Here is a 26,050-nt window from a genome sequence, read left to right on the forward strand (position 1 = left end):
ACCCCCAACCGAGGAGATGCCGCCATGCCCGTGAACCCCGACAGCAAACTCGAAGTCACCGCCTTCGACTGGGTCCCCGATTTCGCCCGCGGCTATGTCCGCGACCTGCGCCCGCGCTGGGCGTGCGAGGAAATCGGACTCGATTATGCCGAACATCTGATCAGCGCGATCAACCGCCCTGCCGACCATTTCCTGTTCCAGCCGTGGGGGCAGGTGCCGGTGCTGAACGACGGCGGCGTCCGCCTGTTCGAAAGCGGCGCGATCCTGCTCCACCTCGCCGAAAAGGACGAACGGCTGCTGCCGCGCGACCCGCAGGGGCGCGCCAACACGCTCGCCTGGCTGTTCGCCGCCTATAACAGTGTCGAACCGATGCTGTTCGAACTCGGCAATGTCGACATCTTCGCGAAGGACGAGGAATGGGCGAAGCTGCGCCGCCCCAGCCTGATCGAGTTCATCCAGGGCCGGCTCGGCCGCCTCGACGATGCGATCGGCGACAAACATTATCTCACAGGCGCATTCACCGTCGCCGATATCGCGATGGCGACGGTGCTGCGCGAAGGGGTCGAGGCCGGGCTGATCGCCGAGCAGCCGCGGTTGCAGGCGTATCTCGACCGATGCCTTGCACGGCCCGCCTTCCGGCGCGCGCTCGATGCGCAGCTTGCCGCGTTCAGCGAAGAAGCGGGACCGCCCGCCGCCTGATCCCCCGATTTCCGCCCCCAAGGAGAGAGACGATGACCTATGTAGAAGGATTTGTGGTCGCAGTACCGACCGCCAACAAGGAAGCATATCGCAAGCATGCCGCCGACGCGGCGCCGCTGTTCAAGGAATTCGGCGTCGCGCGGATGGTCGAATGCTGGGGCGACGACGTGCCCGACGGCAAGGTCAACGACTTCAAGGGCGCGGTGCAGGCGAAACCCGACGAGACCGTCGTGTTCAGCTGGTTCGAATATCCCGACAAGGCGACGCGCGACGCCGCGACCGAAAAGATGATGAGCGACCCGCGCATGGCGGCGATGGGCGGCGAGATGCCGTTCGACGGCAAGCGCATGATCGTCGGCGGCTTCGAATCGATCGTCGACGACCGCGCCGAGGGCAGCACCGGCTATGCCGACGGCTATGTCGTGCCCGTCCCCGACGGCAACAAGGAAGCCTATCGCGCGATGGCGCAAAAGGCGTCGCAGGTGTTCCGCGACTATGGCGCGACGCGCGTCGTCGAGGCGTGGGGCGACGATGTGTCCGACGGCAAGGTCACCGACTTCAACCGCGCCGCGCACAAGCAGGACGGCGAGACCGTCGTGTTCAGCTGGGTCGAATGGCCCGACAAGGAAACGCGCACCGCCGGCTGGGAAAAGATGATGAAGGACGAGCGGATGCAGCATGATCCCAGCGACCAGACCTTCGACGGCAAGCGCATGATCTATGGCGGCTTCGAGCCGATCGTGATGGCGTAAGGCCGAATCCTCCCTGTAGCGAAGCCATGGGGAGGTGGCAGCGGCAGAGCCGCTGACGGAGGGGCCGTGGCGCGATGTTGCCGCCCCTCCACCATCCTCCGGATGGTCCCCCTCCCCACCGCTTCGCGGCAGGGAGGATCAATAGGAGAGACCCGATGACCGGCGGACAAGACAGAGGAAAGCGCATCGCAGCATGCCAGTGCGGCGCGGTGACGCTGGAACTCGTCGGCAAGCCGATCGTCGCGGCGACCTGTTACTGCCAGAGCTGCCAGCGGGCGGGCGCGGCCTTCGCGGCGCTTCCCGGCGCCGCGCCGGTGGTCGGCGCCGACGGCGGGACGCCCTATGTGCTGATGCGCAAGGACCGGCTCGTGTGGCAAACGGGTTCACAGCAGTTGCAGGAGCATCGGCTGACCCCCGATTCGCCGACGCGGCGTTTCGTGGCGCAATGCTGCAACGCGCCGGTCGCGCTCGAATTCACCAAGGGGCATTGGCTGAGCGTCTATTCGGCGCGGCTTCCCGAGGGCGAGCGCCCGGCGCCCGAGATGCGGACGATCGTCGGCGACCGGCCTTCGGGCGTCGAGCTACCGGACGATATCCCCAATTACCGGACCCCCTCGGGCAAGTTCATGTGGAGGCTGCTGACCGCGTGGATCGCGATGGGTTTTCGCGCCCCGCCGATCGAAAGGACCGCGGGCTGAGGCGGGTAGCGGCGGCCGAAGGAGAGAGATGATGGATCATGTGAGCTATCCCAACGAGAGCGCGGACTATCGCGCGGCGCGCAACGCGCTGCTCGAAGCCGAGATCGCGCTCCGCCGCCAGATCGAGGCGGTCGCGGCGCAGCGGCGCGCCCTGCCGCCCGGCGGCGAGATCCCCGAGGATTATGTCTTCGAACGGATCGGCAAGTTCCAGCGCCCCGAGACGGTGCGATTGTCCGAGCTGTTCGGGGACAAGCAAAGCATCATCCTGCAAAGCTTCATGTTCGGGCCCGAGCGCGACGTCCCCTGTTCGGGCTGCACGCATATGCTCGATTCGATCGACGGCGGCGCCCGCTATGTCGACGACCGCACCCCGCTCTATGTCGTCGCCAAGTCGCCGATCGCCCGGCTGGTCGAATGGGCGCGGGTGCGCGGCTGGAAACATCTGACCTTTCTGTCCGACGTCACCACGCGCTATTCGGCCGATTATTTCGGTGACACGCGCAAATTCCCGCCGTCGATGCGCGCCGACCGCAAGCTCGGGCCCGGCGAGGAATGGGACGAAACGATCTTCAACGTCTTCCGCAAGGACGGCGACACCATCCGGCATCACTGGGGCAGCGAGATGGCGTTCGCGCCCGAGGATCCCGGCCAGCACCACCGCGCGGGCGACCTCGTCGACGCGCTGTGGGGGCTGCTCGACATGACCCCCGAAGGTCGCGGGGATTATTTTCCGACCGTCGAAGGAGGAAAGCAATGAGCGAAGCTGCGAATTTCATCTGGTACGAGCTGATGACGAGCGACCCCGCCGGTGCGGCAAGCTTTTACGGCGCGGTGGTCGGCTGGACCATCGCGGCGCAGGGCGAGGCAACCGCGGGCGGGGTCGATTATCGCATGATCGGGCGCAGCGACGGCGGCAATGCCGGTGGGGTGCTCGGGCTCAATGCCGACATGCTCGCGGGCGGCGCACGGCCGATCTGGCTCGGCTATCTGCATGTCGCGGACGTCGATGCGGCGGTCGCGGCGATCGAGACCGACGGCGGCAGCGTCCAGATGAGCGCGATGGACATCCCGGTCGGGCGCATCGCGATGGTCACCGACCCGCAGGGCGCGCCCTTCTATATCATGGATCCCGTGCCGCCGCCGGGCATGGAGGGGATGGAAAGCGACGTCTTTTCGGTGACCGAGGCGCAGCATATGCGCTGGAACGAGCTGGCGACGAGCGATCCCGACGCCGCCATCGCCTTTTACAAGAAGCATTTCGGCTGGGGTCAGGAAGGCGAGATGCCGATGGGCGAGCATGGCACCTATCGCTTCATCCAGCGCGGCGACGTCGGGCTGGGCGCGGTGATGCCATTGCTGGAGGGCTATCCCGCCCCGATCTGGAGCTTCTACATCGGCGTCGACGACATCGACCGCGCGCACGCCGCGGTGACCGCGAACGGCGGCACCGTCACCAACGAACCGATGGAAATTCCGGGCGGCGAATATGCGATGAATGGCATCGACCCGCAGGGCGCCTCCTTCGGCCTCGTCGGCCCGCGCAAATAGGGCGAAAACTCCGGGGGGCAGAAAGGAAAGCCGAGATGACCGACAACCCGAAACTCGTACCCGCGGAAGAGCTGGTCCGGCGTAGCACGCGCCGGCCGCTGCCGAACGAGAGCGCCGAATATCGCGCCGCGCGCGATGCGCTGCTGGTCGAGGAGATCGAGCTGCGCCGCCACCTCGCGCGCGTCGCGGCGCAGCGGCGCGCGCTGCCCCCCGGTGGCGCGGTGACGCATGACTATCGCTTCGTCGGCGCCGAGGGTGAGGTCGGCCTTGCCGAATTGTTCGGCGGCCACGACACGCTGTTCGTCTATGGCATGATGTACGGCCCCGAACGCAAGCAGGCGTGCCCGATGTGCACCGCGACGGTCGCGAACTGGGACCCCGAGGTGCCGCATCTCGAACAACGGATCGGTTTCGCGGTCGTCGCCCGCTCGCCCTATCCGCGCCTCGCCGCCTTTGCGCGCGAACAGGGCTGGGATCATCTGAAGCTCTATTCGGACCCGAGCGGTGATTTCTGGCAGGATTATATCGGCGAGACCCGCGACGACGACATGGCGGGGTACAGCGTCTTCACCCGGCGTGACGGGACGATCCGCCATTTCTGGAGCGTCGAGGGCGGCCCCGAAATCGCCGACCCGGGGCAGGACCCGCACGGCGCGCCCGACCCCAATTCGCTGTGGAACCTGCTCGACCTGACCCCCGAGGGCCGCGGAACCGACTGGTACCCCAGCCTGAGCTACGACGACTGAAGAGGAGAGAAACGATGACGAATAAAGCGACGCTGTGCCTGTGGTACGACAAGGACGCCGAGGAAGCGGCGAACTTCTATGCGGCCACCTTTCCCGACAGCAAGGTTGGCGCTACCCACCGCGCGCCCGGCGACAACCCGAGCGGCAAGGAGGGCGACGTGCTGACCGTCGACTTCACCGTGCTCGGCTTTCCGTGCATCGGCCTCAACGGCGGCCCTGCCTTCCAGCATAACGAGGCCTTTTCCTTCCAGGTTCACACCGACACGCAGGAGGAAACCGACCGGCTGTGGAACGCGATCGTCGATAACGGCGGCGCCGAAAACATGTGCGGCTGGTGCAAGGACAAATGGGGCGTCAACTGGCAGATCACCCCGCGCGTCCTGACCGACGTGATGACCAACCCCGACAAGGATGCCGCCAAGCGCGCATCCGAGGCGATGATGGCGATGAAGAAGATCGACATCGCGACGATCGAAGCCGCGATCCGGGGCGAAAAAGTTGGCGCGGCGTAGCCCGGCGCTCTTCGCATGGGCCCTCTGCGGCACGCTCGACATCGTCTATGCGGCGGTGTGGAGCGTGCTCGCGGGCGGCACGGTCGGCGGCATGCTCCGCGGCGTCGCCAAGGGTCCGTTCGGCGACGGCGCCGGCGACTGGGGGATCGGCGGCGCACTCACCGGTCTCGCGACCCATTATGCGATCATGGGCGCGATGGTCGCGGTGTGGTTCTTCGTCGCGCGGCGCTGGACGGCGCTGACGGCGTGGCCATGGTGGCTGACCGGCACCCTTTATGGCCTGCTCCTCTATTACATCATGAACGGGATCGTGCTGCCGCTGCGCTTCGGCTCGCCCTTTCCGCCCGTCGACCTCGTCAAGGGCGCGGTCGCGCTCTTCCCGCATATCTTCTTCGTCGGCTGGCCATGCGCCTGGCTGACCCGCAAGGACGCCCGCTGATGCTGAGCTTCTATGGCCACCCCTTTTCCTCCTACACCTGGAAGGCGCTGATCGCGCTTTACGAGAAGGGGATCGATTTCGACTATCGCTCGGTCGACCCCGCCTTTCCCGATCATATGCCCGAACTCAGGGCGCATTGGCCGGTCGGCCAGTTCCCGCTGATCGTCCATGACGGCACGCCCTATTTCGAATCGTCGATCATCATCGAATATCTCGACCATCTGGTCCCCGAACCGCGGCTGATCCCGGCAGAGTTCGACGCGGCGCTGAAGGTGCGATTGTTCGACCGCGTCTTCGACAATCATGTGATGGGCCGGATGCAGGCGGTGGTCGCCGATGCGATCCGCGGCCCCGACAATCATGTGCCGATGATCGTCGACCAGTCGAAGGCGGCGCTCGAAACCGTCTATGGCTGGCTCGACAAGGAACTGGCGGGCGGCGGCTGGGCGACGCCCTACGGCTTCAGTCTTGCCGATTGCGCGGCGGGACCGTCGCTCTTTTACGCTGACTGGGTGCATCCGATCCCCGAAGCCCTTGAGAATCTGTGCGCCTATCGCGCCCGCCTGCTCGCGCATCCGTCGATCGCACGCTGCGTCGAGGAGGCGCGGCCGTATCGCGCCTATTTCCCGCTCGGCGCGCCCGACCGCGATTGATCGGTCACACTGCCGGGCGGTTCCGGGCCCGCTTTCTTCGTTAGGCATGCCGGCAGAATAGCGGGGCGGCTGGGCAGGTGCGCGCGGCGCCGATATCCGGCAGTTGACCAAACGCCGCACTCGTTGCATAATCGTATACGAAATACCAATTGGGGAGATTATGCGATGATGCGCCTGTCGATGGTCGCGGCGATGATGTTGGCATCTGCGGCGTGCGTCAGCGCGTCGCCGGCTTTTGCCCGGACCGAGGTGGCGGCGGAGCAGGTTCCCGCTGCCGCCTATGCCCATGGCGACGCGCTCTTGCGCCCGCATATCGGCAAGCTGATTCCCGGGATGAGCGTACAGCCGCACTGGATCGGCGAAACGTCGCGCTTCTGGTTCGAGAAACAGACCCGCGACGGCCGCGAATATGTGCTGGTCGATGCCGCGGGAGATAGCGTCCAGCCGCTGTTCGACCATGACGCGCTGATCAAGGCCCTGGCCGGAGCCGCGGGCAAGCCGCTTGCGCGCAAGAATCTCAGGCTCATCGGACTGACGGTCGACGAGAAGGACGGCACACTTCACTTCAGCCACGCCGGAAAACGGTGGCGATATGATCCTGCCGCGGGCGCGCTGACGGCGGATATAGACCCTGCCGAGCGCGGCATCGAATCGCCCGACGGACAGTGGCGCGCCGTCGTCCGTAACGGCAATCTGTTCGTGATTTCGGCGGCGGACGGCAGCGAAAAACAGCTGACCACCGACGGCACCCCCGACGCGCCCTATGCCACGCCGGTGATCGATCCGAGCATCATGGTCGCGCAGGGAACGCAGAATCCCGCAGTGCCGCCAATCCTGACCTGGTCGCCCGATTCGCGGCGCATCGCGACCTTCCGCCTGAATCTGGACGGCGCGCGGCGGCTGGCGCTGGTCCAGTCGACGCCGCCGGGCGGTGCGCCGCCGCGGGTGTTCGACTATGTCTATCCGCTGCCCGGCGATGCCGAGGTGCCGACCGCTACCGGCCTGTTCTTCGATGTCGCGACTGGCGCGCGCACCACGATGACGCTGCCCCCCGATCCGGTGCTTTATTATTACGGCCCTGCCTATGAATGGAGCGCCGATGGCCGGGCGGTGTTCGCGCGCCTGGTCGAGCGGGGTTATAAAAAGGTCGAATTCTATCGCGTCGATGCGGCCAGCGGCACCGCGAAACTCCTCGCCGACGACCGATCGAAAACCTATGTCGATAACTGGAGCCAATATTGGGGCTATGACAAAAAGGGCGACACGCTCTACTGGACGTCCGACAAGACCGGCTATTTCAACCTGTACGGGATCGATCAGCGCACGGGGGCGCAGCGACAGCTGACCAAGGGCGCCTGGGTCTCCCGCGAGGTCGCGGGCATCGACAATGCCGCCGGGCATCTGCTCGTCATCGGCACCGGGCGCGAAGCGGGGCAAGATCCCTATCTGCGCAAACTTTACGCCGTGTCGCGAAATGGCGGCACGCCGAAGCTCCTGACCCCGGAACCGCTCGATCACGATGTCTCGGTTTCGCCCGACGGCCGTTATTTCGTCGACAATATGTCGCTGATCAACGAGCCGACGCGATCGGTGCTGCGCCGCGTCAGCGACGGCGCGATCGTCAAGGAACTCGGCCGCGCCGATATCAGCGCCTATCTTGCCGCCGGCTATCATCTGCCCGAACCATTCGAGGCGCTCGCTGCCGACGGCAAGACGAAAATCTATGGATCGATCTTCAAGCCCGCGAGCTTCGACCCGGCGAAATCCTACCCGATCATCGAGGAAATCTATACCGGCCCGCACATCGTCGCGAACAGCCCCAAGTCGTTCGAGGCCGCGATGACCAAACGTTTCATCAACGCGCACGCGCAGATCGGCGCGATCGGCGTCATCGTCGACGGGCGCGGTACGGCAGGCCGCTCGCGCGCCTTCCAGCAGCCCGCCTTCCGCAATCTCCACGCCGTCGGTCTCGACGACCATATTGCGGCGATCCGGGCAATGGCGGCGAAAAATCCGTGGATGGACGTCTCGCGGGTCGGCATCTACGGCTATTCGGCCGGGGGCTATGACGCGGTGCGCGCGCTGACCGAGCGGCCCGATTTCTACAAGGTCGGGCTGACCGGCGCCGGGGTTCAGGACAACCGCCTCGACAAGGCGTGGTGGAACGAACAATGGATGGGCAGCGAGCCCGGGCCGTTCTGGGACGCCAATTCCAACATCACCTGGGCGCCCAAACTGACCGGCAAGCTGATGATCGTGCATGGCGAACTCGACGGCAATGTCCCGCCGCTCAATTCGCTGCGGCTGGCCGATGCGCTGATCAAGGCGAACAAGGATTTCGAACTGCTGATCATCCCCAATTCGGATCACCCGATCGTCGCCTTCCCCTATTTCTTCCGGCGGAGCTGGGACTTCTTCTCGCGCGAGCTCCTTGGAAAAGAACCCCCCGCGGACTATCCCATGATGCCGTTCGAGTGACGGCCGCGGTGCCAATAAGGGGCGTCCCATAATGCGGTTAACGCGCCGCTGACATTGCCGCTTTGCCATTTGGTAGCGCCGCGCGCGCGAAGGCGGCAGCATGGTTTCGCCGAGCGCCATTGTCCGCACGCTGATCGCCGCGCTGTTCGCGGCGGTGATCGCGTTCGCACCGGTGCATGCAGAGCAGGCGTTCACCGTCACCACGACGACGGTGACGTGGAGCTATGATGACGCCGATGACGGCAACGCCATCGATGAGGACGAAGCGCTGCTGGGCGACGAGGCGCTGGCGAGCGACGCCGATCTCGGTGCAACCCGCCGCTACGCACCCAGCGCCGCGCTGGCGACGCTCGGCCACGCCAAGGCGCATTTCGGTCCCTTTGCGGTGATCGACGGTTCGACCGTTCGCATGGCTGGCGATGTCGACGGCGCGACGCCGCGCCAGTTCGCCGCGATGCTCGCCGCCTTCCCGACGATCCGGCGGCTGGAGATGGTCGACTGCCCCGGCAGCCTCGACGAGGAATCCAATCTGATTCTCGCGCGTGCGATCCGCCGCGCCGGAATCGAAACCGTCGTCCCCGCGGGCGGATCGGTGCGGTCGGGCGCGGTCGAACTGTGGCTCGCCGGCGCCAAACGCAGCGCCGCCCCCGACGCCGAATTCGGCGTCCATAGCTGGGCCGACGAATATGGCCGCGAGGCAAGGGATTATCCGGCAAACGATCCGGTCCATGCCGAATATCTGGGGCTCTACCGCGAAATGGGCATGGCCCCCGAGAAAGCGCGCCAATTCTATGCGCTGACCAACAGCACCCCGTTCGACGACGTCCGCTATCTGACGCGCGACGATATGGCGCGCTTCGTGACGCTCGACTGAATAGCGTCGCTACGCCCCTTCATCTCTCCAGCCGTCATTTCGAACGCTTGGGCTAGCGTGACGCCGGTGCAACGGAACAATCGTTGCGAACAGCCGTTGCCAAAATATTCGACCTCAAATGGAGGGTTGTTCGCCCTCGCCGTCGGAGAGAGACGATGAAAAAGCTTCTGACAATTTTCGCAATTAGCGGCTCGATGTTGCTTCTGTCTGCTTGCAACACGATCGAAGGCGCCGGAAAAGACGTTGAATCGGCCGGAGAATGTGCGGACGGAGTGAAGGGCAACTGCTAGAGTCACGACCCTTTGATTTCGGCGTCCCCCTGCGGCGCAGCCGCGGGACGGATCGTCCGGAACCAGCCGGTAGCGGACATAAATTTAGAACCGTCGCCCCCGCGAAGGCGGGGGCCGCCATCGGCCTTGCTCAATGCTGCCAGCGGCGCCTTCGGGCGACGAATATGGAATGGCAGCTCTCCACCCAAAGTTGCCGTTCAGGCAGCCATGCCATCAGATCCCCACCGACGACTTGTTCTCGACCACTTCCAGCGGCGGCGGCGCTTTCGCGGCGCCTGCGCCATGGCGGCGGTGGCTGAGCTTGCCGTCGACCTTGCCGCCATTTTCAATCGTGATGTTTTCGTAGATCACGTCGCCGGTGATCCGTGCGGTCGCATGAACGATCAGCGTCTTCGCCTCGATCGATCCGTCGAGCAGCCCCGCGATCTTGGCAGTCTCGGCGACCACCGCGCCCTTGATCTCGCTCGCCTCGCCCTGGACGAGGTTGGCGCATTTCAGGTCGCCGTCGATCTTGCCATCGACGTGCAGGTCGACGCTGGCGGCAACGTTGCCGGTGACGACGACGTCCGACCCGAGGATCGAAAAGGTCGTATGACGGGCGCCGGTCGCCATCTTAGCGGGCACCGCCGGTGCCGGCTGCGAGGGCGCCGACTCGCTGTCGTGCGTCGGCTTTGACTTCGAGAACATCGGCTTTGGCCTCCAGGAAGCGGCGCGGATTGACCGCGGCGCCGTTCAGACGGACTTCGAAATGCAGGTGACTGCCGGTCGAGCGGCCGGTCGAACCCATTTTAGCGATCTGCTGGCCCGCGGCAACCGCGCTGCCGACCCGCGTCGTGAAACCCGAAAGATGGGCGTAGCGGGTCAGGATGCCCTGACCATGATCGACTTCGACGACATTGCCGTAACCCGACTTCTGGCCGACGAAAACGACCTTGCCGGGCGCGGCGGCGAGGATCGGGCTGCCGAGCGGGCCCGGGAAATCGAGCCCCGAATGCATCGCGCCGGCGCCCGTAAACGGATCGCTGCGATAGCCGTAGCTCGACGAGAGCATCAGCACATTGGCGGGCTTGCCCGAGGGCACGGCGACGAGCGTGCGTTCGAGCACTTCCATGCGGAACAGCGCGCCTTCGAGCGCCGCGAAGCCCTTGCCGAGTTCACCCGCACGGCCGAGCCGATTTCGATAGGGAATGAAAGGACCACCGCGGCCGGCCGCAGCGCTGCGCACAAGTGAAGCGGGGTCGAGGCCGAGCTTGGCAACCGCGCTTTCGGCCTTGGCGGCGCGCGCGGTGACAGCAGCGAGCAGGCGGGCCGAAAAGGCTTCCTGCCGCGCTTCGATCCGCGCCAGCGCCTGCGCTTCGGGCGGCAGGTTGGGGTCGATGGCGCTGGTCTTAAGCGGCGCGGGTTTCGCATCGGCACCGGTTGCCGCGGCTTCGCCCGGGATCGCGGGCTCGTCGCCGAAATAGCTCTTCTGCCATTCGTCGAGCTGGTTCTGCCGCTCTTCGAGGTCGGCGGCCGTCTCGGCGACGCGATCGCGATATTTGGCGATGCGCGCCTCGGCCGCAGCGGCTGCGGCCTGCTTCTGCGCAACTTCGGCGCGTTCGCCCGAGCTGAGCAACTGGTTGACGAGGACGGCGAGTGTAGCACCGGCCCAGGCGAGCAGGACGAGCCCGGCGATTAGCGCGACGCGCTTTTGCCAGACCGCGCTGACGCGCAGGAACCGCACATGACCGTGCGTGCGAATGAAGATTTCATGGTCCTGAAACAGCGCGGAAACGCGCTCGCGCCACTGGCGCAGACCCGTCGATAACGAAGACAAGTGGCGACCCCATCTTGGTGTTCTTGTGGAGCCCTCCGCCCCGACTTGATGGCGCCCTTAACAGCGCAGAAGCAGCCGCGCGAATCTTTGCGGCGCGACTCGCGCCGAGTCGAACATGACTCGCGGTGAACGGTGCCAGATGCGGCAAATACCGCCATTTTGGCAGAAAATCGCTTGCGAATCGCGCGGTAATATTGACGGCTTGCTTACCATTTTTGGTTAGGGGTACGGCGTGAACCAGATGTCCAGCCTTACCCCTTCAGGTGGCGGCAATCCCGCCTCCGTTCTGCCCGCCGTCAGTCCTGTGCGGCCGCGCTCGGCGGTCAGCGCCGGGGTCGGGATCGTCGGCCTGCTCGGGCTGTTTTCCTATTTGATCCTCGCGCGTTACGCGCCCGAGATCGCGGGTTTCCTTGGCGTCGACTGGGGCGAGCGCGGGCCGATGGACGGTCCCAATTCGGCGATCGCGAGCGTGCTCGCCTGCGGTCTGCCGATGGTGTTGTGGTCGGTTTTCGTCGACAAGGTACACCGCAATCCATCGACCGGAATCGACTGGTCGCTGCGTCGGCCGTGGCGTGAAACCATCGACATCAGTCTTACCAAGCTGGCGGGCCTGTGGGCGACCTGGGCGCTGATCGCGCTCACCTACGCAACGATGCGCTATTATTGGGAGGGCAATTACGCCTTTTCGATGGATCTGCTCGAACGCGTCGCGCCGTGGCTGCTCGCCGTATCGGTCGTCTATATGCTGTGGCTCGACCGCCGGATGGTCGAACCGCGTGATGGCTGCTGGCAATTCGGCCGCTGGCTGATCGCGCCAGGACAACCGGTCGATAGCCGCGCAATCTGGCATCATCTGCGCGCGTGGACGGTGAAGGGCTTTTTCACCGCCTTCATGCTGTCGATCGTGCCGGGCAATTTCTCGTCGCTCGTCGCGGTGCCGATGAGCGAGGTGCTGGCGAATCCGCTCACTGTCGGGCTGTGGACGATCAACCTCCTCTACCTCGTCGACGTCCATATCGCGACGGTCGGCTATATCCTGACGATGAAGCCGCTTGATTCGCACATCCGGACGGCGAACCCCTATGGCATGGCGTGGGTCGCGGCGCTGATCTGCTATCCGCCCTTCATCCTGATGAACGGCGGTCCGCTCGACTATCAGGTCGGCGGTTCGGACTGGGGTTACTGGCTGCAGGGCCATGACACGCTGATAGCGATCTGGGGCGTCGTGCTCGTCGGTCTCATCTCGATCTACGCCTGGGCGACGATGGCGTTCGGCATCCGCTTTTCCAACCTGACGCATCGTGGGGTCATTACGCACGGGCCGTACAGCTTCACGCGGCACCCCGCCTATATTTCGAAGAATCTGAGCTGGTGGGTCGGGTCGATGCCTTTCCTCGTCACCACCGGCGGCTGGGTCGAGGCGGCGCGCAACGTCATCCTGCTCGGGCTGGTCAGCGGCGTCTATTACTGGCGTGCGAAGACCGAGGAAAAGCACCTCCTCGCCGATCCGGCCTATCAGGCCTATTGGAGCTGGGCGCAGAGCCATGCTTTCGTCCCGCGCCTGTTCGCGAAGCTCGCTGGCCGGACGCAGCCGCTGATCCGGCTGGAACCCGACCCGCGCGTCGGCCCGGTCGCCTGACCCGACCCGAAAAAAGGGGCGCGCTGCGATGGCAGCGCGCCCCTTTTTTTAAATCGCTTCGATCGGCCGGACTGTCCGGCCCGATCGTCGCGGCATTTTTGCATCAGAACTTCACGCCCGCCTCGACGCCCCAGATGCGGGGTTCGTTGACGTAGCTGGTGATGTTGTTGAAATCGATGCCGCCGGTCGGCGACGCATCGTTGGTGATGTTGCGCACGAAGCCCGCGATGTCGAAGCGGTCGGTGCGATAACCGACGCGCAGCCCGCCCTCGAGCAGCTTGTCGTCCGAGAATTCGACCGACTGATAGAGGAAGAACTGGATCTTCGAGCGGTAATACCAGTCGGTGAACGCATAGATCGCGCCATTGCCGACCGGGAATTCATAACCCGCGGTCCAGTTCACCGTCCATTTCGGCGACTGCGGCAACTGGTTGCCGTCGATCGAATAGATGCCGGGGCTGCCGGGGCGCTGCGGGTCGAGCACGGTGCACGGCGTCGCCGAACCGCAACCTGCGACGAAGGCATTGGCATCGTCGATCTTGGCGATGTTCCACGCGCCGCCAACCGAGAAGGTCAGCCCCGTTGCCGGGGCCGCCTGCAGTTCGGCCTCGATGCCATGGCCCTTGGCATCGACATTGAGCAGGCTGGCGACGTTCGACGTGCCGCCGACCGCGGTGAGCTGCAGGTCCTTAGTGTCGAAATAATAGCCGGTCAGGTTGAAGCGGACGCGGTTGTCGAGGAAGCTGGTCTTGATCCCGGCCTCATACGACATCGTCTCTTCCTGATCGGCGGTCGAGATGACGCGCGAGAAGGTCAGGCGGCCCTGCACCGACGGCGCGCGATAGCCGCGCGCGACGCGCGCATAGATGTTGAAGCCGTCGGTCGCTTCCCAGGTCGCGCTGGCGTCCCACGTCAGCAGCTTGCCCTTGACCGTGGCGGCCTGCGGCGGAACTGGCGTGTTCGGGTTGACGACGAAGATCGGGCGCGTTTCGACCGGACGCGACGCGACGAAATCGCGCGTGTCATGGTTGTAACGCGCGCCGGCCTGCAGCTTCAGCCCGTTGTCGAACGCATAGTTGACCGAACCGAAGATGCCATAGGCTTCGCTTTCCTGGCGCTGCACCGCGATTGCGGAGGGAGTCGCGTCGGTCGGGCCGCCGAACTCGAAGCTCGAGATGTCGAGGTCTTCGTTGAAGTAGAAGGCGCCGAACTGATAGCCGAGCCCGCCGCTGTTGTTCGACGCGATGCGGATTTCCTGCGTGAACTGGTCGAGGCTCGGCACATTGTCCTGGCTCTGCGCCTGGAACGGGATCAGGCCGGGACCCGATTCGGGCAGGAACACGGCGCCGAAGCCGCCGTCGATGTCGCCGCGGCTCCGGAAATTGCCGTTCCAGTAGGAGGTGATCGAGTAAGCGGTGACCGGCCCGAAATCATATTCGAGGTTCAACCCGACATTATAGGTGTTGAGCTTCTGGAAGTTGAGCCCGTCCTGCCACACCTTGTCACGCTCGAATTTCGTGCCGGCGCCGCCGAGGCCGACCAGCTTGTTGCTGCCCGGAACCTGCGTGTTGGCGCGGAAGATGATCGCCGAGCCGTCGTAGACGCGGACCTGACCGGTCAGGCGGCCGGTGAAGGGGCCGCTTTCATACTGGAGCTGGAGGCGCGCGGCGATGTCGTCATAGCCGCCGAGGTCCTTGCTCTTCGTCGTCGCGATATTGTCGACCCAGTCGTCGCGGTGCTGGTAGAGGCCCGAGAGGCGGACCGAGAAGCCGCTGTCGTCGGCGGCGCCCGCCGCGACTTCGACCTGGCTGTTGCCGTAACGGCCATAGCTGACGCGCGCATAGCCGCCGGTCTTGCCGGGCTTGACGGTGTCGAACTTGACGATGCCGGCGGGGGTGTTGCGGCCGAATAGCGTGCCCTGCGGTCCGCGCAGCACTTCGACGCGGTCGAGGTCGAAGATCGGGAAGCCCTTGAGGATCGGGTTTTCGAGCACGACGTCGTCATAGACGAGGCTGACCGGCTGCGACGCGTTGAGGTCGAAGTCGGTGTTGCCGAGCCCGCGGATATAGAAGCGCGGGAAGGTGCGGCCGAACGAGCTTTCGATGTTCAGGCTGGGGACGCGGCCCGCGAGCACGCGCACGTCGCTGCCCGACGAGGTGATGGCATCAAGCGTACCGCCCGACAGCACGCTGACCGAAACCGGCACGTCCTGCAGGCTTTCCTCGCGGCGCTGCGCGGTGACGATGATGTCGCCGAGGCCGCTGTCTTCGGCGACGGGTGCGGCGGACGCGTCCTGTGCGGCGGCGGGGGCTGCCCAGCCGGCGGCGGCGAGCGCGACCAGAACGGGGGCTATAGCAGTAGCGGAAGGAAAGTGGCGCATGGGCAAGCTTCCTGAAACAGAGTTGACGATGGGAGAGACGTTAAAAACGATTTGCCCGTTGGCGTGCGGCGCGGGCCGGGTCAATTGCGGAAGCTCTTGCGGCTGACGTTCATGTCAGCAGTGTTGCGCAATTGCTGCACTTTTGCGGCAAATATGGGCAAATGGGGCGGTGACACCCCGCCGCGGGCGCGTGCTGGTCGCTTGATTTCCTGCCTCTCCACTCTAGACCGAGGGCAGGTTCCCGAGCGGAGGAAAGCGAAGTGAGCGACGGCGCAGCAGGTGAAATCTATATCGGCCTCGGTGGCGGCGGCGCAAAGGACGGGCCGCGCCAGTCGCTGGTCCTGAAGCGCGCGAACCGCCACGGGCTGATCGCCGGTGCGACGGGCACCGGCAAGACGGTGACGTTGCAAGGATTGGCCGAGGGATTTTCGGCAGTCGGCGTCCCGGTGTTCGTCGCCGATGTAAAGGGCGACCTCGCCGGCATGGCGATGGCGGGCAGCCCGACGTCGAAGATGCACGAGATTTTCGCCGCGCGCGCGGCCGAGATCGGCGACAGCGAGTGGGCGTATCGCGAAAATCCGGTGATCTTCTGGGACCTATTCGGCGAACAGGGCCATCCGATCCGCACGACGATCTCGGAAATGGGACCGCTGCTGCTGGCGCGGCTGATGGGGCTCAACGAGGTACAGGAAGGCGTGCTCGCAATTGCCTTTCGTGTTGCCGACGAACAGAATCTGCTGCTGCTCGACATGGGCGACCTGCAGGCGATGCTCGCCTGGTGCGCCGAGAATGCCGACGAGCTGACGACCAAATATGGCAATGTGTCGAAAGCGACCGTCGGGACGATCCAGCGGCAATTGCTGACGCTCGAAAGCCAGGGCGGCGATCATTTCTTTGGCGAGCCCGCGCTCGACATCATGGACATGATCCGCACCGACGAGAATGGCCGCGGCTATGTGAATATCCTCGCCGCCGACAAGCTGATGGCGAGCCCCAAGCTTTACGCGACCTTCCTGCTCTGGCTGCTTTCGGAGATGTTCGAGACGCTTCCCGAGGTCGGCGATCCCGACAAGCCGAAGCTGGTCTTCTTTTTCGACGAAGCGCACCTGCTGTTCGACGACGCGCCGCCCGCGCTCGCCGAAAAGATCGAACAGGTCGTGCGCCTGATCCGTTCGAAAGGGGTCGGCGTCTATTTCGTCACCCAGAACCCGATCGACATTCCCGAGGATGTGGCGGGCCAACTCGGCAATCGCGTCCAGCACGCGCTGCGCGCCTTCACCCCGCGCGACCAGAAGGCGGTCAAGGCGGCCGCCGACACTTTCCGCCCCAACCCCAAGGTCGATGTCGCGCGCGAGATCACCGAATTGAAGGTCGGTGAGGCGCTGGTGTCGCTGCTGATGGCCGACGGCGCGCCGTCGCCGGTCGAGCGCACTTTGATCAAGCCGCCCTGCTCGCGCGCCGGCCCGCTCGAATTGAAGGAGCGCGCGATCATCAAGTCGATTTCGCCGGTCGAGGGCAAGTATGATACCGTCGTCGACCGCGAAAGCGCCGAGGAACTGCTCGCCGCCAAGGCCGAGCAGGCCCAGGCGGCGGCGGTCGAAGCGAAGGCGCAGGCCGAAGCCGACAAGCAGGCGGCGATCGCTGCAAAAGAAGAAGCGAAGCGCAAGGTCGCCGAGGAGAAGGAGCGGCTCCGGCAGGAAAAGGCGGCGGCGCGCGAGGCGGCGAAGCCGAGTTTCGCCGAAAAGATGGTGCAATCGGCAGCGCGCTCGGCGGCGACCAACCTTGGCCGGCAGGTCGCCGGCAAGTTCGGCGGCCAGTTGATGCGCGGGATATTGGGCAGCCTGTTCAAGTGAGCGCGCGATGACCGGGGGCGATGCCGCGCTGATGGAGGCCGCGCTGATTGCGGTCGCCGATGCCGGCATCGACATCCGTCACGTGCTGTTCGAGCGCTTCTTCGCCGCTTATCCCGAACGGCGCGCGAGCTTCATTTCGGTCGATGCCGCATCGCGGCGGATGACCGATGAGACGCTGCAGATGATCTTCGGGCTGGCGAAGGGCGAGGCGTGGGTCTGGCCGCTGGTCGCCGAACTGGTGTTCACGCATCGCAGCTATGGCGCGCTGCCGATCGCCGAATATGACGCCTTTATCGATATGACGGTCGCCGAACTCGGTGCCGCCGCAGGCGCTGCTTGGGATGACGCGACAGCGGCCGCGTGGCAGAGGCATGCCGACGCGCTGAAGGCGATGATCCACAAGGCGCGGGCCGAATGGGCGAATGCGATGCCGGCGGGGGCGCCGCAGATCGCCTGAAAAGCGGCTACCTCCTTAATCATCATCCCGGATCAAGTCCGGGATGATGAGGAGATGGACGAACTTCTGCTTCTATCCGCTCGACAAATGCGCCGAATCGCGGCAGCTTTGGTTGCATGACAAAACCTATATTACCTGGAGAGGTAGCCGCTGCGGTCATCAACCCCGTCGCTTACGGGCAGTGGGAACCGCTTCACGAACAATTGGCGTGGGCCCGCGCCAACGCCCCGCTCGCGGTCGCGGAAAACCCCAATCACGATCCGTTCTGGCTCGTCACCCGCCACGCCGACATCATGGCGATCAGCCGCGATCCGCAGCGTTTCGCCAACGGCATCCGGCCGACGGTGCTCACCGACCGCGATGGCGAGGCGCTGGCACGGGCCGCGACGCCGAACAATGACGGGCACCTCATCCGCTCGCTCGTCCAGATGGATGCGCCCGACCATATGAAATACCGGCTGCTGACGCAGAGCTGGTTCATGCCCAAGAATCTGAAGATCGTCGAGGATCGCATCCGCGAAATCGCGCGCGAGACGGTCGATCATATGCTGGAAGCGGGCGGCGAATGCGACTTCGCGCGCGACGTCGCCGCGCATTACCCGCTGCGCGTCATCATGGACATTCTGGGCGTGCCGCCGGAGGACGAGCCGCGCATGCTGATGCTGACGCAGCAATTATTCGGTCCGACCGATCCCGAATTGAACCGCAGCCGCGAGGCGATCACCAGCGCCGAACAGGCGATCGCGATGCTTCACTATGTCATCGCCGACTTCGAGCATTATTTCGGCGCGCTCACCGCGGACCGCCGCGCCAACCCGCGCGAGGACATCGCGACCGTGATCGCCAACGCCATGGTCGGCGGCGAGCAGATTCCCGACCGCGAGCTTGCCGGCTATTATATGATCATCGCGACCGCCGGGCATGACACGACGAGCGCCTCGACCGCGGGCGCAATGATGGAACTGGCGAAGACCCCGGCGCTCTTCGAGCGCTTCCGCAGCGCGGAGAGCGACAAGGCGGGACTGATCGAGGAGGCGATCCGCTGGACGACACCGGTCCAGCATTTCATGCGCAGCGCCAAGGAAGACGTCGAGATCGGCGGCCAGGCGATCGGCGCGGGCGACTGGCTGATGCTCAACTATGTCTCGGGCAACCGCGATGAGGGAGTTTTCACCGATCCCTTCGCCTTCGATCCCGACCGCGAAAAGAACCAGCAGATTGCCTTCGGCTTTGGTGCGCATGTCTGCCTTGGCCAGCATCTGGCGCGCATGGAGATGCGGATCCTGATGGAGGAATTGTTGCCGCGGCTGCAGAGCCTCGAATTGGCGGGCGAGCCGGCGCGCGTCGAGTCGGTGTTCGTCGGCGGTCTGAAGCGCCTGCCGCTCCGTTTCCGCGCGGCCTGACCCGGCAACGGAGCGTTTCGACGGCTTTCGGGCTTGGGGGCGGGCGCCCGATGGAACAAAGTCACGGCTCATCGGTAGCTGCGGGAATGAGGTGGGGTGCGTGCACGCGCGCCCGTCTCGTCATGCAGTCGATGGAGTTTGTCATGAATGTCTTCAAAAAAGCCGCGCTGGCAATCGCCGCAACGTCGGTGACGCTGTCGCCCGTGGTCGCTTCGGCTGCTCCCGCGCTCGACGGCGTGCGTGCGACCAGCGCCGCCGACGGCTCGAGCGAACTGGACGGTTCGAGTTGGCTGCCGGCCGTACTGGCCCTGCTCATCATTGCCGGCGGCATCTGGCTTGCCGTCGATAACGACGACGACGCGCCGGTCAGCCCGTAACAGTCTCGTCTGGACGACCGTGGAAGGCCCGCCCGAAACGGCGGGCCTTTTGCTATTCCCCAAATGCTTGCCTATGCTTTTTCGGCAGGAAAGAAGCGCGCGATGACATCGCTGGCGAGCCGGGCGGGACGCAGCGTTTCCGCGTCAATGCAGCACCAGCTCGATTTGACTTCGGCGAGTACGTCCTCACCACGCTTGATGATCGTCTCGTAGAAAGCGCGCGCGCCCTGGACCTTTTCGAGGATCACCGTGGCGATGACCTGATCGTCGAGGAAGGCGGGGCGGCGGTAAGTGATTTCATGCTTGAGCGCGACCCATAGATGCGCTGCGACCGCATCGGGCGGGGCGATCTTGCGCCAGTGCGACAACACCGCCTCCTGCACCCAGCTCAGATAATGGGCGTTGTTGACGTGCCCCATGAAATCGATCTGGTCGGCGCCGACGGCGATGGCATGGTCGTGGGGGTGCGAGACGGAGGTCATATCGCTGACACTAATGTCAACATATGATGACGGAAAGATGAAATCCGACAATTTCGTTGAAAATCACCATCAGCCGCGTCCGCGGTACGGTGCGACGCCCTGATCGGGCAGCCACAGTCCTGCGGGAGGGGGGCCGGACTGCCAGAAAACATCGATGGGGATGCCGCCGCGCGGGTACCAGTAACCGCCGATGCGCAGCCATTTGGGGCGCATCTCGTCGACAAGGCGGCGGCCGATGCCGACGGTGCAATCCTCGTGAAACCCCGCATGGTTGCGAAAGCTGCCGAGAAACAGTTTCAGGCTCTTCGATTCGACGATCGTCTCGCCGGGCGCGTAGTCGATGACGATGTGGGCGAAATCGGGCTGGCCGGTCACCGGGCAGAGCGAGGTGAATTCGGGGGCGGCGAAGCGGACCAGATACAGCTCGTCCGCCCGCGGATTGGGCACATAATCGAGGGTCGCGGCTTCGGGCGAGGCGGGAAGGTCGCTGGATCGGCCCAAATGCTTCGGGGCGAGCGGGGGATGGCTGGAATCACTCATGGCTTTCGTCTAGTGCGCAGCGCGGCCGATGTCATCGTTCACTTGATCGACGGCGGCCTGCAAACGGCAGCATGGTTCAGCGCCAATTCAGCGGCGCGGACCCTAAGACAATCGGGGTCGCAAAGACGGCATGAAGATGAAGCGGATCGGGCACGAACGAACGGCGGCGGGGGCGTTGCTGGCCGCGCTGGCGCTGGCGCTCGCGGGCACCGGAGTCGTGCCCGTCTCGGCGCAGCAGACCGAAACGCCGACCCCGCCGCCCTCATCCGGCCGTTCGATCGATTTCCGCCTGCCGCCCGCCGACGAGGGGCGCACGCCGGGGGTCCAGGGGCCTTCGGACAATGGCTTGCCACCCATCGCCCCCGGCGAACGGCGCGGCGTCCCGACGCCCGCCCCGCAACCGGCCCCGCCGCGCGTGACGCCGACGCAGCCGACGACCCCGGTCCGTCCGGCCGCCGGCACGCCGACCCCCGCGCCCGCCCCGGCGCGGCGCGATACGCCCGCTGCTTCGACCTCGCGTTCGGCGGCGAACGACCAGCCCGCCGCTGCGGTCGAGCGGCCCGCTTCGGACAATGCCGCTCCGTCGCTTGCGCCCGTAACGTCGGGACCGCCGGACAGCGCGGCGCCGGTCGCGGCGCCGCCCGCAGACGATGGGGCATCGGTCGCGGCGCCGAAGCGCGAAGGAAGCGGGACACCGCTCTGGGCGTGGCTGCTCGCCGGTCTCGCGGCGCTTGGGGCCGGAATCTGGTACTGGCGCCGTCGTCCGCTGCCGGCTGGCGCCGCGCCTGCCGAATATGTTCCGCCCGCCGAGCCCGCCGCGCCCCGTGCGGCCGCACCGGCCCGCGCGCCGACGCCCCCGGCTCCGGCCGCGCGTCCCTCGGCGCCGGCCGGACGGACTGCCGCGCCGCTGGTCACCCGCCCTGCCGACGAGCAGCGCGCGATGGTCGCGATGGCGCTCGAAATTCGGGACATCCGCATGACGGCGGATCAGGTCGTCGTCTCGCTCGCCCTCAACCTCGCCAACCAGGGCCCGGTCGCCGCGACCGGGCTGATGGTGCGCATCGCGCTCGGGCAGGGATCGGCGATGCCCGAGGCGGTCCTCGCGCGCTTCTTCGACGGAGCCGGCGGCAGCGTGCTGCGCGACGATATCGCGATCGAACCCGGCGCGGGCGAACAGATCTCGACCGAAGTGATGTTGCCGCGCGCTGCAATCGAACCGCTGATGATCGCAGGGCGCCCGATGCTGATTCCGGTGGCTGCGTTCGACGTCACCTATCATTGGGACGGTCCCGGCGAGGCCTTTGGCCAGAATGCCGGCAGCTTCGTGCTCGGCCGCGAACAGGGAGGAGCGAGCGGCGAGAAGCTGGCGCCGCTGCCCCTCGATCGCGCGCAGCATCGCGTCGATCGCCCCGGCGCGCGCGCCACGGCGATGCGCCGCGCGCAATAGCCGCGAAAGCGACATATTTCGCCTGCTTTCGAATGGTTTTTTGTTGCGGCGCACCATCGACTGGGGCAGGACGCCACTGCGCTTGAAAAAGCGCAGGTGGGGGCATAGGCTACATGTCCCCGGAAAGATAACAGAGCGCAGCAGGATGGCCGGCGAGGGACAGGCATCAAGGTTCCCGATGGTCGCAACAGGAGCATGACATGGACGCCTTGGTCTCAACCGACTGGCTGGAACGCGAACTGGGGGCATCGGACCTGCGGGTCGTCGATGCGACGAAATTTCTTGCCGACGAAGGCCGCGATGCGCGGGCCGAATATGAGGCGGGGCATATCCCCGGCGCGGTGTTCATGGATTTGGCCGAACTGACCGACGCGTCGAACGCAGTCGAGAATATGGCGCCGCCCGCCGAAAAATTCGCCAGCCGCATGCAGTCGCTCGGCCTCGGCGACGGCAGCCGCATCGTACTCTATGACGACAGCCCGCTGAAAAGCGCGGCGCGCGCCTGGTGGTTGCTCAAGCTGTTCGGCGCGCATGACGTCGCATTGCTCGACGGCGGGCTCGCCAAGTGGAAGGCCGAAGGCCGGGCGCTCGAAATGGGTAAGCAGACGCTGCGTCACCGCCACTTCACCGTCTGGCGCGACGCCAAGGCCGTGCGCACCAAGGAACAGCTGCTTGCCAATGTGTCGAGCAACGCCGAACAGGTCGTCGATGCGCGTTCGGCGGCGCGTTTTACCGGCGAAGAGCGCGATCCGCGCCCCGGCCTCGCGCCCGGCCACATCCCCGGCTCGCGTAGCCTGCCTTATGGCGAATTGTTCAACGCCGACGGCACCTGGAAGCAGGGCGACGAGCTGAAGGCCGCCTTCGACGCCGCCGGCATCGATCTCGACAAGCCGCTCGTCACGACCTGCGGCAGCGGCATGACCGCCACCGTCGTCGCTTTTGGCGCGCACCTGCTCGGCAAGGACGATGTCGCGGTGTACGACGGCAGCTGGACCGAATGGGGCGCCGATCCGGCGACGCCCAAGGCGACTGGCGCGGCCTGACAATCGAACGCCGCCCCCGCGAAGGAGTGTTTTGCGCGCCACTGGATTTTGGCCGCTGCTCCGCTAACAGGGGCGCATGAGCAAAAGCGACGACGACAGCCTCCGCCCGGCGACGAAACTCGTACAGGGCGGGCGGCGGCCCGAATGGACCGGCGACCCGCGGCTTGGCGGCGGGGTCGTCAATCCGCCGGTGTGGCGGGCGTCGACGATCCTTTACGACAATATCGCCGATCTGAAGGCGCGGGGTCATGCGACGCACGACAAGCTTTATTACGGCCGGCGCGGGACGCCGACGGTGTGGGCGCTCGCCGACGCGCTGACGCAGATGGAGCGGGGAGCCGAGGGCACCTTGCTCTATCCCTCGGGGGTCGCGGCCAATTCGGCGGGGCTGCTGGCGCTGCTCGCGCCGGGCGACCATCTGTTGATGGTTGACAGCGCCTATGAGCCGACGCGATCGTTCTGCAATGGCTTGCTGGGGCGCTATGGCGTGACGACGACCTATTATGATCCGCTGATCGGCGCGGGCATCGCCGAACTGATCACCCCCGCAACCAAGCTGATCTTCCTCGAATCGCCGGGCAGCCTGACCTTCGAAGTGCAGGATATTCCCGCGATCGTCGCCGTGGCGCGCGAACGCGACGTGCTGACGATGCTCGACAACACCTGGGCGACGCCGCTGCTCTTCCCCGCGCTGAAGCACGGCATCGACGTGACGATGATGAGTCTCACCAAATATGTCGGTGGCCACAGCGACGCGATGATGGGATCGCTCACCGCGACGAAGGCGGTGTGGCCGAAATTGCGGAGCGCGGCATACCAACTCGGCCAGTCGGTCTCGCCCGACGATTGCGCGCTGATGCTGCGCGGGCTGCGTACGCTCGACGTGCGGATGCAGCGGCACGGGGAAAACGGGCTGGCGGTGGCGAACTGGCTCGCGGCGCGGCCCGAGGTGGGGCGCGTGTTCCATCCGGCGCTGGCGGGCGACCCCGGCCATGCGATCTGGGCGCGCGATTTCACCGGCACCAGCGGGTTGTTCGGCTTCACGCTCAAGGGTGCCGACACGGCGGCGCGAACGCGCTTCATCGACGCGCTGGCGCATTTCGGCATCGGCTTCAGCTGGGGCGGTTACGAAAGCCTCGTCGTCCCCAGCGATCCCGGGGAGATTCGCACCGCGACGCGCTGGGACGATCCCGACGCGCTCGTCCGCCTGTCGATCGGGCTCGAGGATCCCGCCGACCTGATCGCCGATCTTGAACGCGGCTTTGCGGTGATGAACGCATGAGCGCCATGGAGCGTCTGCGCGAAGGCGCCACGCGTACGGTCGAGGCGATGCAGGCGATCGGCATCGACGTCGGCTCGTATCGCCTGTCGCTCTATGGGCTCTTCTCGACCGTCATCGTCGCGGTATTGCTCTATGTCGCGGTGCGCGTCGCGCTGCGCTCGATCAAATGGCTCCTGCGCCGTAACACCCAGATCGACGCGACGCAGCGGCTGCTCACCGAAAAGCTGATCGCGATCGCCTTGTTCGTCTTTGCATTGCTGTTCGGCATCGACCTGCTCGGCATCGACCTTACCGCGCTGACCGTTTTCTCGGGCGCGGCGGGCCTTGCCATTGGTTTCGGGCTTCAGAAGACGGTCGGCAATCTGATCGCGGGGATCATCCTGCTGATGGATCGCTCGATCAAACCCGGCGATATCATCGTTGTCGGCGACGGCAGTTCGATGGGCGGTTCGGCGCTGCCGGGCGGAATGCCAAATGTCGGGCGCGTCGCCAGGATCGGCGTGCGCGCGGTCAACGTGATCACCCGCGATGGCAAGAAGCACCTGATCCCGAACGAACTCTTGATGACGCAGCCGGTCGAGAACTGGAGCTATGCCAGCCCCGAGGTGCGGGTACGGATGCGCATTCCGGTGCCCTATGACGCCGACCTCCGGCTCGCGCAGCGGCTGATCGTCGAGACGGCGCAGCAGAATCCGCGCATCCTGAACGAGCCCGAACCCGCGGTGTGGATCACCGCCTTCGGCGAACGCGCGGTCGACCACGAACTGCGTTACTGGATTTCGGACCCCGAGGCGGGGCTCGGCAATATCCAGGGCGAGGTGTTTCTGGGAATATGGGACCGCTTCAAGGAAGCCGGAATCCGCATTCCCTATCCGCGCACCGATGTGCGGTTGGTCGGGGCGCCGGATGAAGGCCCGGCGCCGACTGTCTAAATCTCGTCATCGCTAGCGGAGCGAAGCAATGCAGATCGGTTTACGCTACTCTGGATTGCCGCGTCGCTTCGCTCTCGCAATGACGGACTAATTTAAAATCCCGCCTGCTTCGCCCGCTCGATGCATTCGACGATGATGCGCTTCGCTTCGTCGACGTCGCCCCAGCCGTTGAGCTTTGCCCATTTGCCGGGTTCGAGATCCTTGTAGTGGGTGAAGAAATGCTCGATCTGCTGGAGCACGATTTCGGGCATGTCCTTGTAGGTCGCGACCTTGTCGTAATAGGGAAAAGTCTTGTTGACGGGAACGCAGAGCAATTTCTCGTCGCCGCCGGCATCGTCTTCCATGAGCAGCACGCCGATCGGACGGCATTTGACCACCGCGCCCGCGACGATCGGCGAGCGCGCGACGACGAGGGCGTCGAGCGGGTCGCCATCGTCGCCCAGCGTGTGCGGAATGAAGCCGTAATTGGCGGGATAGCGCATCGGCGTGTGCAGGAACCGGTCGACGAACAGCGCGCCCGACGCCTTGTCGAACTCATATTTCACCGGTTCGCCGCCGATCGGCACTTCGATCAGCACGTTGAGGCTGTCGGGGGGGCTGTCGCCGGCGGGGATCAGGTCGATGCGCATGGGAGATGCAGTCCTTTGTTCTGTGATTCGGACGCCCCTTAGCCGCTCGCATCGAGCGAAGTCGAGATGCCGTGAGGACGT

Annotated in this window: 27 protein-coding genes and 1 pseudogene; 22 read left to right on the plus strand and 6 right to left on the minus strand. The window is 65.5% G+C overall.

Features of this window, described 5'->3' with window-relative positions:
• Positions 1-24: 24 nt before the first annotated feature.
• The 13 genes and pseudogenes from AN936_RS00130 (at position 25) to AN936_RS23900 (ending at position 9,689) form a co-directional block, all read left to right on the plus strand.
• Positions 25-699, plus strand: a complete 675-nt coding sequence (locus AN936_RS00130) for a glutathione S-transferase family protein (RefSeq protein WP_054586371.1) — start codon at positions 25-27, stop codon at positions 697-699.
• 32 nt (positions 700-731) lie between these two features.
• Positions 732-1,028: pseudogene (locus AN936_RS25345) on the plus strand (DUF1428 domain-containing protein); the annotation flags it as partial.
• An 18-nt stretch (positions 1,029-1,046) separates the two neighbouring features.
• Positions 1,047-1,451 carry a DUF1428 domain-containing protein gene (locus AN936_RS25350; RefSeq protein WP_335337320.1) on the plus strand — a complete coding sequence of 135 codons (405 nt, stop codon included), beginning with the start codon at positions 1,047-1,049 and terminating at the stop codon, positions 1,449-1,451.
• Between the two features lie 155 nt (positions 1,452-1,606).
• On the plus strand, positions 1,607-2,149 hold the full coding sequence (locus tag AN936_RS00140; RefSeq protein ID WP_054586373.1) for a GFA family protein: 543 nt from the start codon (positions 1,607-1,609) through the stop codon (positions 2,147-2,149).
• A gap of 31 nt (positions 2,150-2,180) precedes the next feature.
• The gene (locus AN936_RS00145) at positions 2,181-2,906 is read left to right on the plus strand and encodes a DUF899 family protein (RefSeq protein ID WP_054586374.1); all 726 of its coding nucleotides are present in this window, start codon (positions 2,181-2,183) and stop codon (positions 2,904-2,906) included.
• Complete coding sequence (locus AN936_RS00150; RefSeq protein ID WP_054586375.1) at positions 2,903-3,697, plus strand: VOC family protein; 795 nt, start codon at positions 2,903-2,905, stop codon at positions 3,695-3,697. Before AN936_RS00145 ends, AN936_RS00150 begins: the two co-directional genes overlap by 4 nt.
• A gap of 35 nt (positions 3,698-3,732) precedes the next feature.
• Positions 3,733-4,443 (plus strand): DUF899 family protein, encoded by a 711-nt coding sequence (locus tag AN936_RS00155; RefSeq protein ID WP_054586376.1) that lies wholly within the window; start codon positions 3,733-3,735, stop codon positions 4,441-4,443.
• Positions 4,444-4,457: 14 nt separating this feature from the next.
• Positions 4,458-4,955 (plus strand): VOC family protein, encoded by a 498-nt coding sequence (locus AN936_RS00160; protein WP_054586377.1) that lies wholly within the window; start codon positions 4,458-4,460, stop codon positions 4,953-4,955.
• Positions 4,942-5,394: a hypothetical protein gene (locus AN936_RS00165; RefSeq protein WP_054586378.1), complete on the plus strand. Its 453-nt coding sequence runs from the start codon at positions 4,942-4,944 to the stop codon at positions 5,392-5,394. The genes AN936_RS00160 and AN936_RS00165 overlap by 14 nt, the downstream gene beginning before the upstream one ends.
• The gene (locus tag AN936_RS00170) at positions 5,394-6,047 is read left to right on the plus strand and encodes a glutathione S-transferase family protein (RefSeq protein WP_201782950.1); all 654 of its coding nucleotides are present in this window, start codon (positions 5,394-5,396) and stop codon (positions 6,045-6,047) included. Before AN936_RS00165 ends, AN936_RS00170 begins: the two co-directional genes overlap by 1 nt.
• Positions 6,048-6,212: 165 nt before the next feature.
• Positions 6,213-8,525, plus strand: a complete 2,313-nt coding sequence (locus AN936_RS00175) for a S9 family peptidase (RefSeq protein ID WP_054586379.1) — start codon at positions 6,213-6,215, stop codon at positions 8,523-8,525.
• Between the two features lie 100 nt (positions 8,526-8,625).
• On the plus strand, positions 8,626-9,399 hold the full coding sequence (locus AN936_RS00180; protein ID WP_054586380.1) for a hypothetical protein: 774 nt from the start codon (positions 8,626-8,628) through the stop codon (positions 9,397-9,399).
• A 155-nt stretch (positions 9,400-9,554) separates the two neighbouring features.
• Positions 9,555-9,689: an entericidin A/B family lipoprotein gene (locus AN936_RS23900; protein ID WP_084758081.1), complete on the plus strand. Its 135-nt coding sequence runs from the start codon at positions 9,555-9,557 to the stop codon at positions 9,687-9,689.
• A 213-nt stretch (positions 9,690-9,902) separates the two neighbouring features.
• On the opposite strand, the gene AN936_RS00185 is transcribed toward AN936_RS23900, so the two are convergent.
• Together AN936_RS00185 and AN936_RS00190 are read right to left on the minus strand one after the other, a co-directional pair.
• Positions 9,903-10,301, minus strand: a complete 399-nt coding sequence (locus tag AN936_RS00185) for a bactofilin family protein (RefSeq protein ID WP_054586381.1) — start codon at positions 10,299-10,301, stop codon at positions 9,903-9,905.
• A 1-nt stretch (position 10,302) separates the two neighbouring features.
• Complete coding sequence (locus AN936_RS00190; protein ID WP_054586382.1) at positions 10,303-11,505, minus strand: M23 family metallopeptidase; 1,203 nt, start codon at positions 11,503-11,505, stop codon at positions 10,303-10,305.
• Positions 11,506-11,746: 241 nt separating this feature from the next.
• Here AN936_RS00190 and AN936_RS00195 point away from each other — a divergent pair, with 241 nt between their 5' ends.
• On the plus strand, positions 11,747-13,144 hold the full coding sequence (locus AN936_RS00195; RefSeq protein WP_149037753.1) for a methyltransferase family protein: 1,398 nt from the start codon (positions 11,747-11,749) through the stop codon (positions 13,142-13,144).
• Positions 13,145-13,247: 103 nt separating this feature from the next.
• On the opposite strand, the gene AN936_RS00200 is transcribed toward AN936_RS00195, so the two are convergent.
• The gene (locus AN936_RS00200) at positions 13,248-15,524 is read right to left on the minus strand and encodes a TonB-dependent receptor (RefSeq protein WP_054586383.1); all 2,277 of its coding nucleotides are present in this window, start codon (positions 15,522-15,524) and stop codon (positions 13,248-13,250) included.
• A 260-nt stretch (positions 15,525-15,784) separates the two neighbouring features.
• On the opposite strand from AN936_RS00200, the gene AN936_RS00205 reads away from it, so the two are divergent.
• The 4 genes from AN936_RS00205 to AN936_RS00220 all read left to right on the plus strand — a co-directional run bounded on the left by AN936_RS00205 (position 15,785) and on the right by AN936_RS00220 (position 19,614).
• Entirely contained in the window at positions 15,785-17,377 is a 1,593-nt protein-coding gene (locus AN936_RS00205; protein WP_054586384.1) for a helicase HerA-like domain-containing protein, read from the plus strand.
• 7 nt (positions 17,378-17,384) lie between these two features.
• On the plus strand, positions 17,385-17,834 hold the full coding sequence (locus AN936_RS00210; protein WP_054586385.1) for a hypothetical protein: 450 nt from the start codon (positions 17,385-17,387) through the stop codon (positions 17,832-17,834).
• A gap of 116 nt (positions 17,835-17,950) precedes the next feature.
• Complete coding sequence (locus AN936_RS00215; RefSeq protein WP_054586386.1) at positions 17,951-19,237, plus strand: cytochrome P450; 1,287 nt, start codon at positions 17,951-17,953, stop codon at positions 19,235-19,237.
• Between the two features lie 122 nt (positions 19,238-19,359).
• Positions 19,360-19,614, plus strand: a complete 255-nt coding sequence (locus tag AN936_RS00220; protein ID WP_054586387.1) for a hypothetical protein — start codon at positions 19,360-19,362, stop codon at positions 19,612-19,614.
• Positions 19,615-19,685: 71 nt separating this feature from the next.
• On the opposite strand, the gene AN936_RS00225 is transcribed toward AN936_RS00220, so the two are convergent.
• Positions 19,686-20,096, minus strand: coding sequence for an acyl-CoA thioesterase (locus tag AN936_RS00225; protein WP_054586388.1), 411 nt, complete (start codon positions 20,094-20,096; stop codon positions 19,686-19,688).
• A 69-nt stretch (positions 20,097-20,165) separates the two neighbouring features.
• The gene (queF, locus tag AN936_RS00230) at positions 20,166-20,636 is read right to left on the minus strand and encodes a preQ(1) synthase (RefSeq protein ID WP_054586389.1); all 471 of its coding nucleotides are present in this window, start codon (positions 20,634-20,636) and stop codon (positions 20,166-20,168) included.
• 136 nt (positions 20,637-20,772) lie between these two features.
• Here queF and AN936_RS00235 point away from each other — a divergent pair, with 136 nt between their 5' ends.
• The 4 genes from AN936_RS00235 (at position 20,773) to AN936_RS00250 (ending at position 25,340) form a co-directional block, all read left to right on the plus strand.
• On the plus strand, positions 20,773-22,083 hold the full coding sequence (locus AN936_RS00235) for a hypothetical protein (RefSeq protein WP_234715688.1): 1,311 nt from the start codon (positions 20,773-20,775) through the stop codon (positions 22,081-22,083).
• Positions 22,084-22,283: 200 nt separating this feature from the next.
• The gene (sseA, locus tag AN936_RS00240) at positions 22,284-23,126 is read left to right on the plus strand and encodes a 3-mercaptopyruvate sulfurtransferase (RefSeq protein WP_054586391.1); all 843 of its coding nucleotides are present in this window, start codon (positions 22,284-22,286) and stop codon (positions 23,124-23,126) included.
• Positions 23,127-23,202: 76 nt separating this feature from the next.
• Positions 23,203-24,408, plus strand: coding sequence for a cystathionine beta-lyase (gene metC / locus AN936_RS00245; RefSeq protein WP_054586392.1), 1,206 nt, complete (start codon positions 23,203-23,205; stop codon positions 24,406-24,408).
• Positions 24,405-25,340, plus strand: coding sequence for a mechanosensitive ion channel family protein (locus AN936_RS00250; protein WP_054586393.1), 936 nt, complete (start codon positions 24,405-24,407; stop codon positions 25,338-25,340). Before metC ends, AN936_RS00250 begins: the two co-directional genes overlap by 4 nt.
• A 92-nt stretch (positions 25,341-25,432) precedes the next feature.
• Here AN936_RS00250 and ppa read toward each other — a convergent pair whose 3' ends face one another.
• Positions 25,433-25,969 carry an inorganic diphosphatase gene (ppa, locus tag AN936_RS00255; RefSeq protein ID WP_054586394.1) on the minus strand — a complete coding sequence of 179 codons (537 nt, stop codon included), beginning with the start codon at positions 25,967-25,969 and terminating at the stop codon, positions 25,433-25,435.
• Between the last annotated feature and the right edge of the window lie 81 nt (positions 25,970-26,050).

Source organism: Sphingopyxis macrogoltabida, from assembly GCF_001307295.1.
Lineage (GTDB): Bacteria > Pseudomonadota > Alphaproteobacteria > Sphingomonadales > Sphingomonadaceae > Sphingopyxis > Sphingopyxis macrogoltabida_B.

Coding starts and splice junctions, on each gene's coding strand:
- AN936_RS00225 (WP_054586388.1), bottom strand. CDS start 20,096: ATGACCTCCGTCTCGCACCCCCACGACCATGCCATCGCCGTCGGCGCC.
- AN936_RS00150 (WP_054586375.1), top strand. CDS start 2,903: ATGAGCGAAGCTGCGAATTTCATCTGGTACGAGCTGATGACGAGCGAC.
- AN936_RS00145 (WP_054586374.1), top strand. CDS start 2,181: ATGGATCATGTGAGCTATCCCAACGAGAGCGCGGACTATCGCGCGGCG.
- AN936_RS00215 (WP_054586386.1), top strand. CDS start 17,951: ATGACAAAACCTATATTACCTGGAGAGGTAGCCGCTGCGGTCATCAAC.
- AN936_RS00200 (WP_054586383.1), bottom strand. CDS start 15,524: ATGCGCCACTTTCCTTCCGCTACTGCTATAGCCCCCGTTCTGGTCGCG.
- AN936_RS25350 (WP_335337320.1), top strand. CDS start 1,047: ATGATCGTCGGCGGCTTCGAATCGATCGTCGACGACCGCGCCGAGGGC.
- metC (WP_054586392.1), top strand. CDS start 23,203: ATGAGCAAAAGCGACGACGACAGCCTCCGCCCGGCGACGAAACTCGTA.
- AN936_RS00155 (WP_054586376.1), top strand. CDS start 3,733: ATGACCGACAACCCGAAACTCGTACCCGCGGAAGAGCTGGTCCGGCGT.
- AN936_RS00185 (WP_054586381.1), bottom strand. CDS start 10,301: ATGGCGACCGGCGCCCGTCATACGACCTTTTCGATCCTCGGGTCGGAC.
- queF (WP_054586389.1), bottom strand. CDS start 20,636: ATGAGTGATTCCAGCCATCCCCCGCTCGCCCCGAAGCATTTGGGCCGA.
- AN936_RS00160 (WP_054586377.1), top strand. CDS start 4,458: ATGACGAATAAAGCGACGCTGTGCCTGTGGTACGACAAGGACGCCGAG.
- AN936_RS00195 (WP_149037753.1), top strand. CDS start 11,747: ATGTCCAGCCTTACCCCTTCAGGTGGCGGCAATCCCGCCTCCGTTCTG.
- AN936_RS00180 (WP_054586380.1), top strand. CDS start 8,626: ATGGTTTCGCCGAGCGCCATTGTCCGCACGCTGATCGCCGCGCTGTTC.
- AN936_RS00250 (WP_054586393.1), top strand. CDS start 24,405: ATGAGCGCCATGGAGCGTCTGCGCGAAGGCGCCACGCGTACGGTCGAG.
- AN936_RS00235 (WP_234715688.1), top strand. CDS start 20,773: ATGAAGCGGATCGGGCACGAACGAACGGCGGCGGGGGCGTTGCTGGCC.
- AN936_RS00170 (WP_201782950.1), top strand. CDS start 5,394: ATGCTGAGCTTCTATGGCCACCCCTTTTCCTCCTACACCTGGAAGGCG.
- AN936_RS00220 (WP_054586387.1), top strand. CDS start 19,360: ATGCAGTCGATGGAGTTTGTCATGAATGTCTTCAAAAAAGCCGCGCTG.
- sseA (WP_054586391.1), top strand. CDS start 22,284: ATGGACGCCTTGGTCTCAACCGACTGGCTGGAACGCGAACTGGGGGCA.
- AN936_RS00175 (WP_054586379.1), top strand. CDS start 6,213: ATGATGCGCCTGTCGATGGTCGCGGCGATGATGTTGGCATCTGCGGCG.
- AN936_RS00210 (WP_054586385.1), top strand. CDS start 17,385: ATGACCGGGGGCGATGCCGCGCTGATGGAGGCCGCGCTGATTGCGGTC.
- AN936_RS00130 (WP_054586371.1), top strand. CDS start 25: ATGCCCGTGAACCCCGACAGCAAACTCGAAGTCACCGCCTTCGACTGG.
- ppa (WP_054586394.1), bottom strand. CDS start 25,969: ATGCGCATCGACCTGATCCCCGCCGGCGACAGCCCCCCCGACAGCCTC.
- AN936_RS00140 (WP_054586373.1), top strand. CDS start 1,607: ATGACCGGCGGACAAGACAGAGGAAAGCGCATCGCAGCATGCCAGTGC.
- AN936_RS23900 (WP_084758081.1), top strand. CDS start 9,555: ATGAAAAAGCTTCTGACAATTTTCGCAATTAGCGGCTCGATGTTGCTT.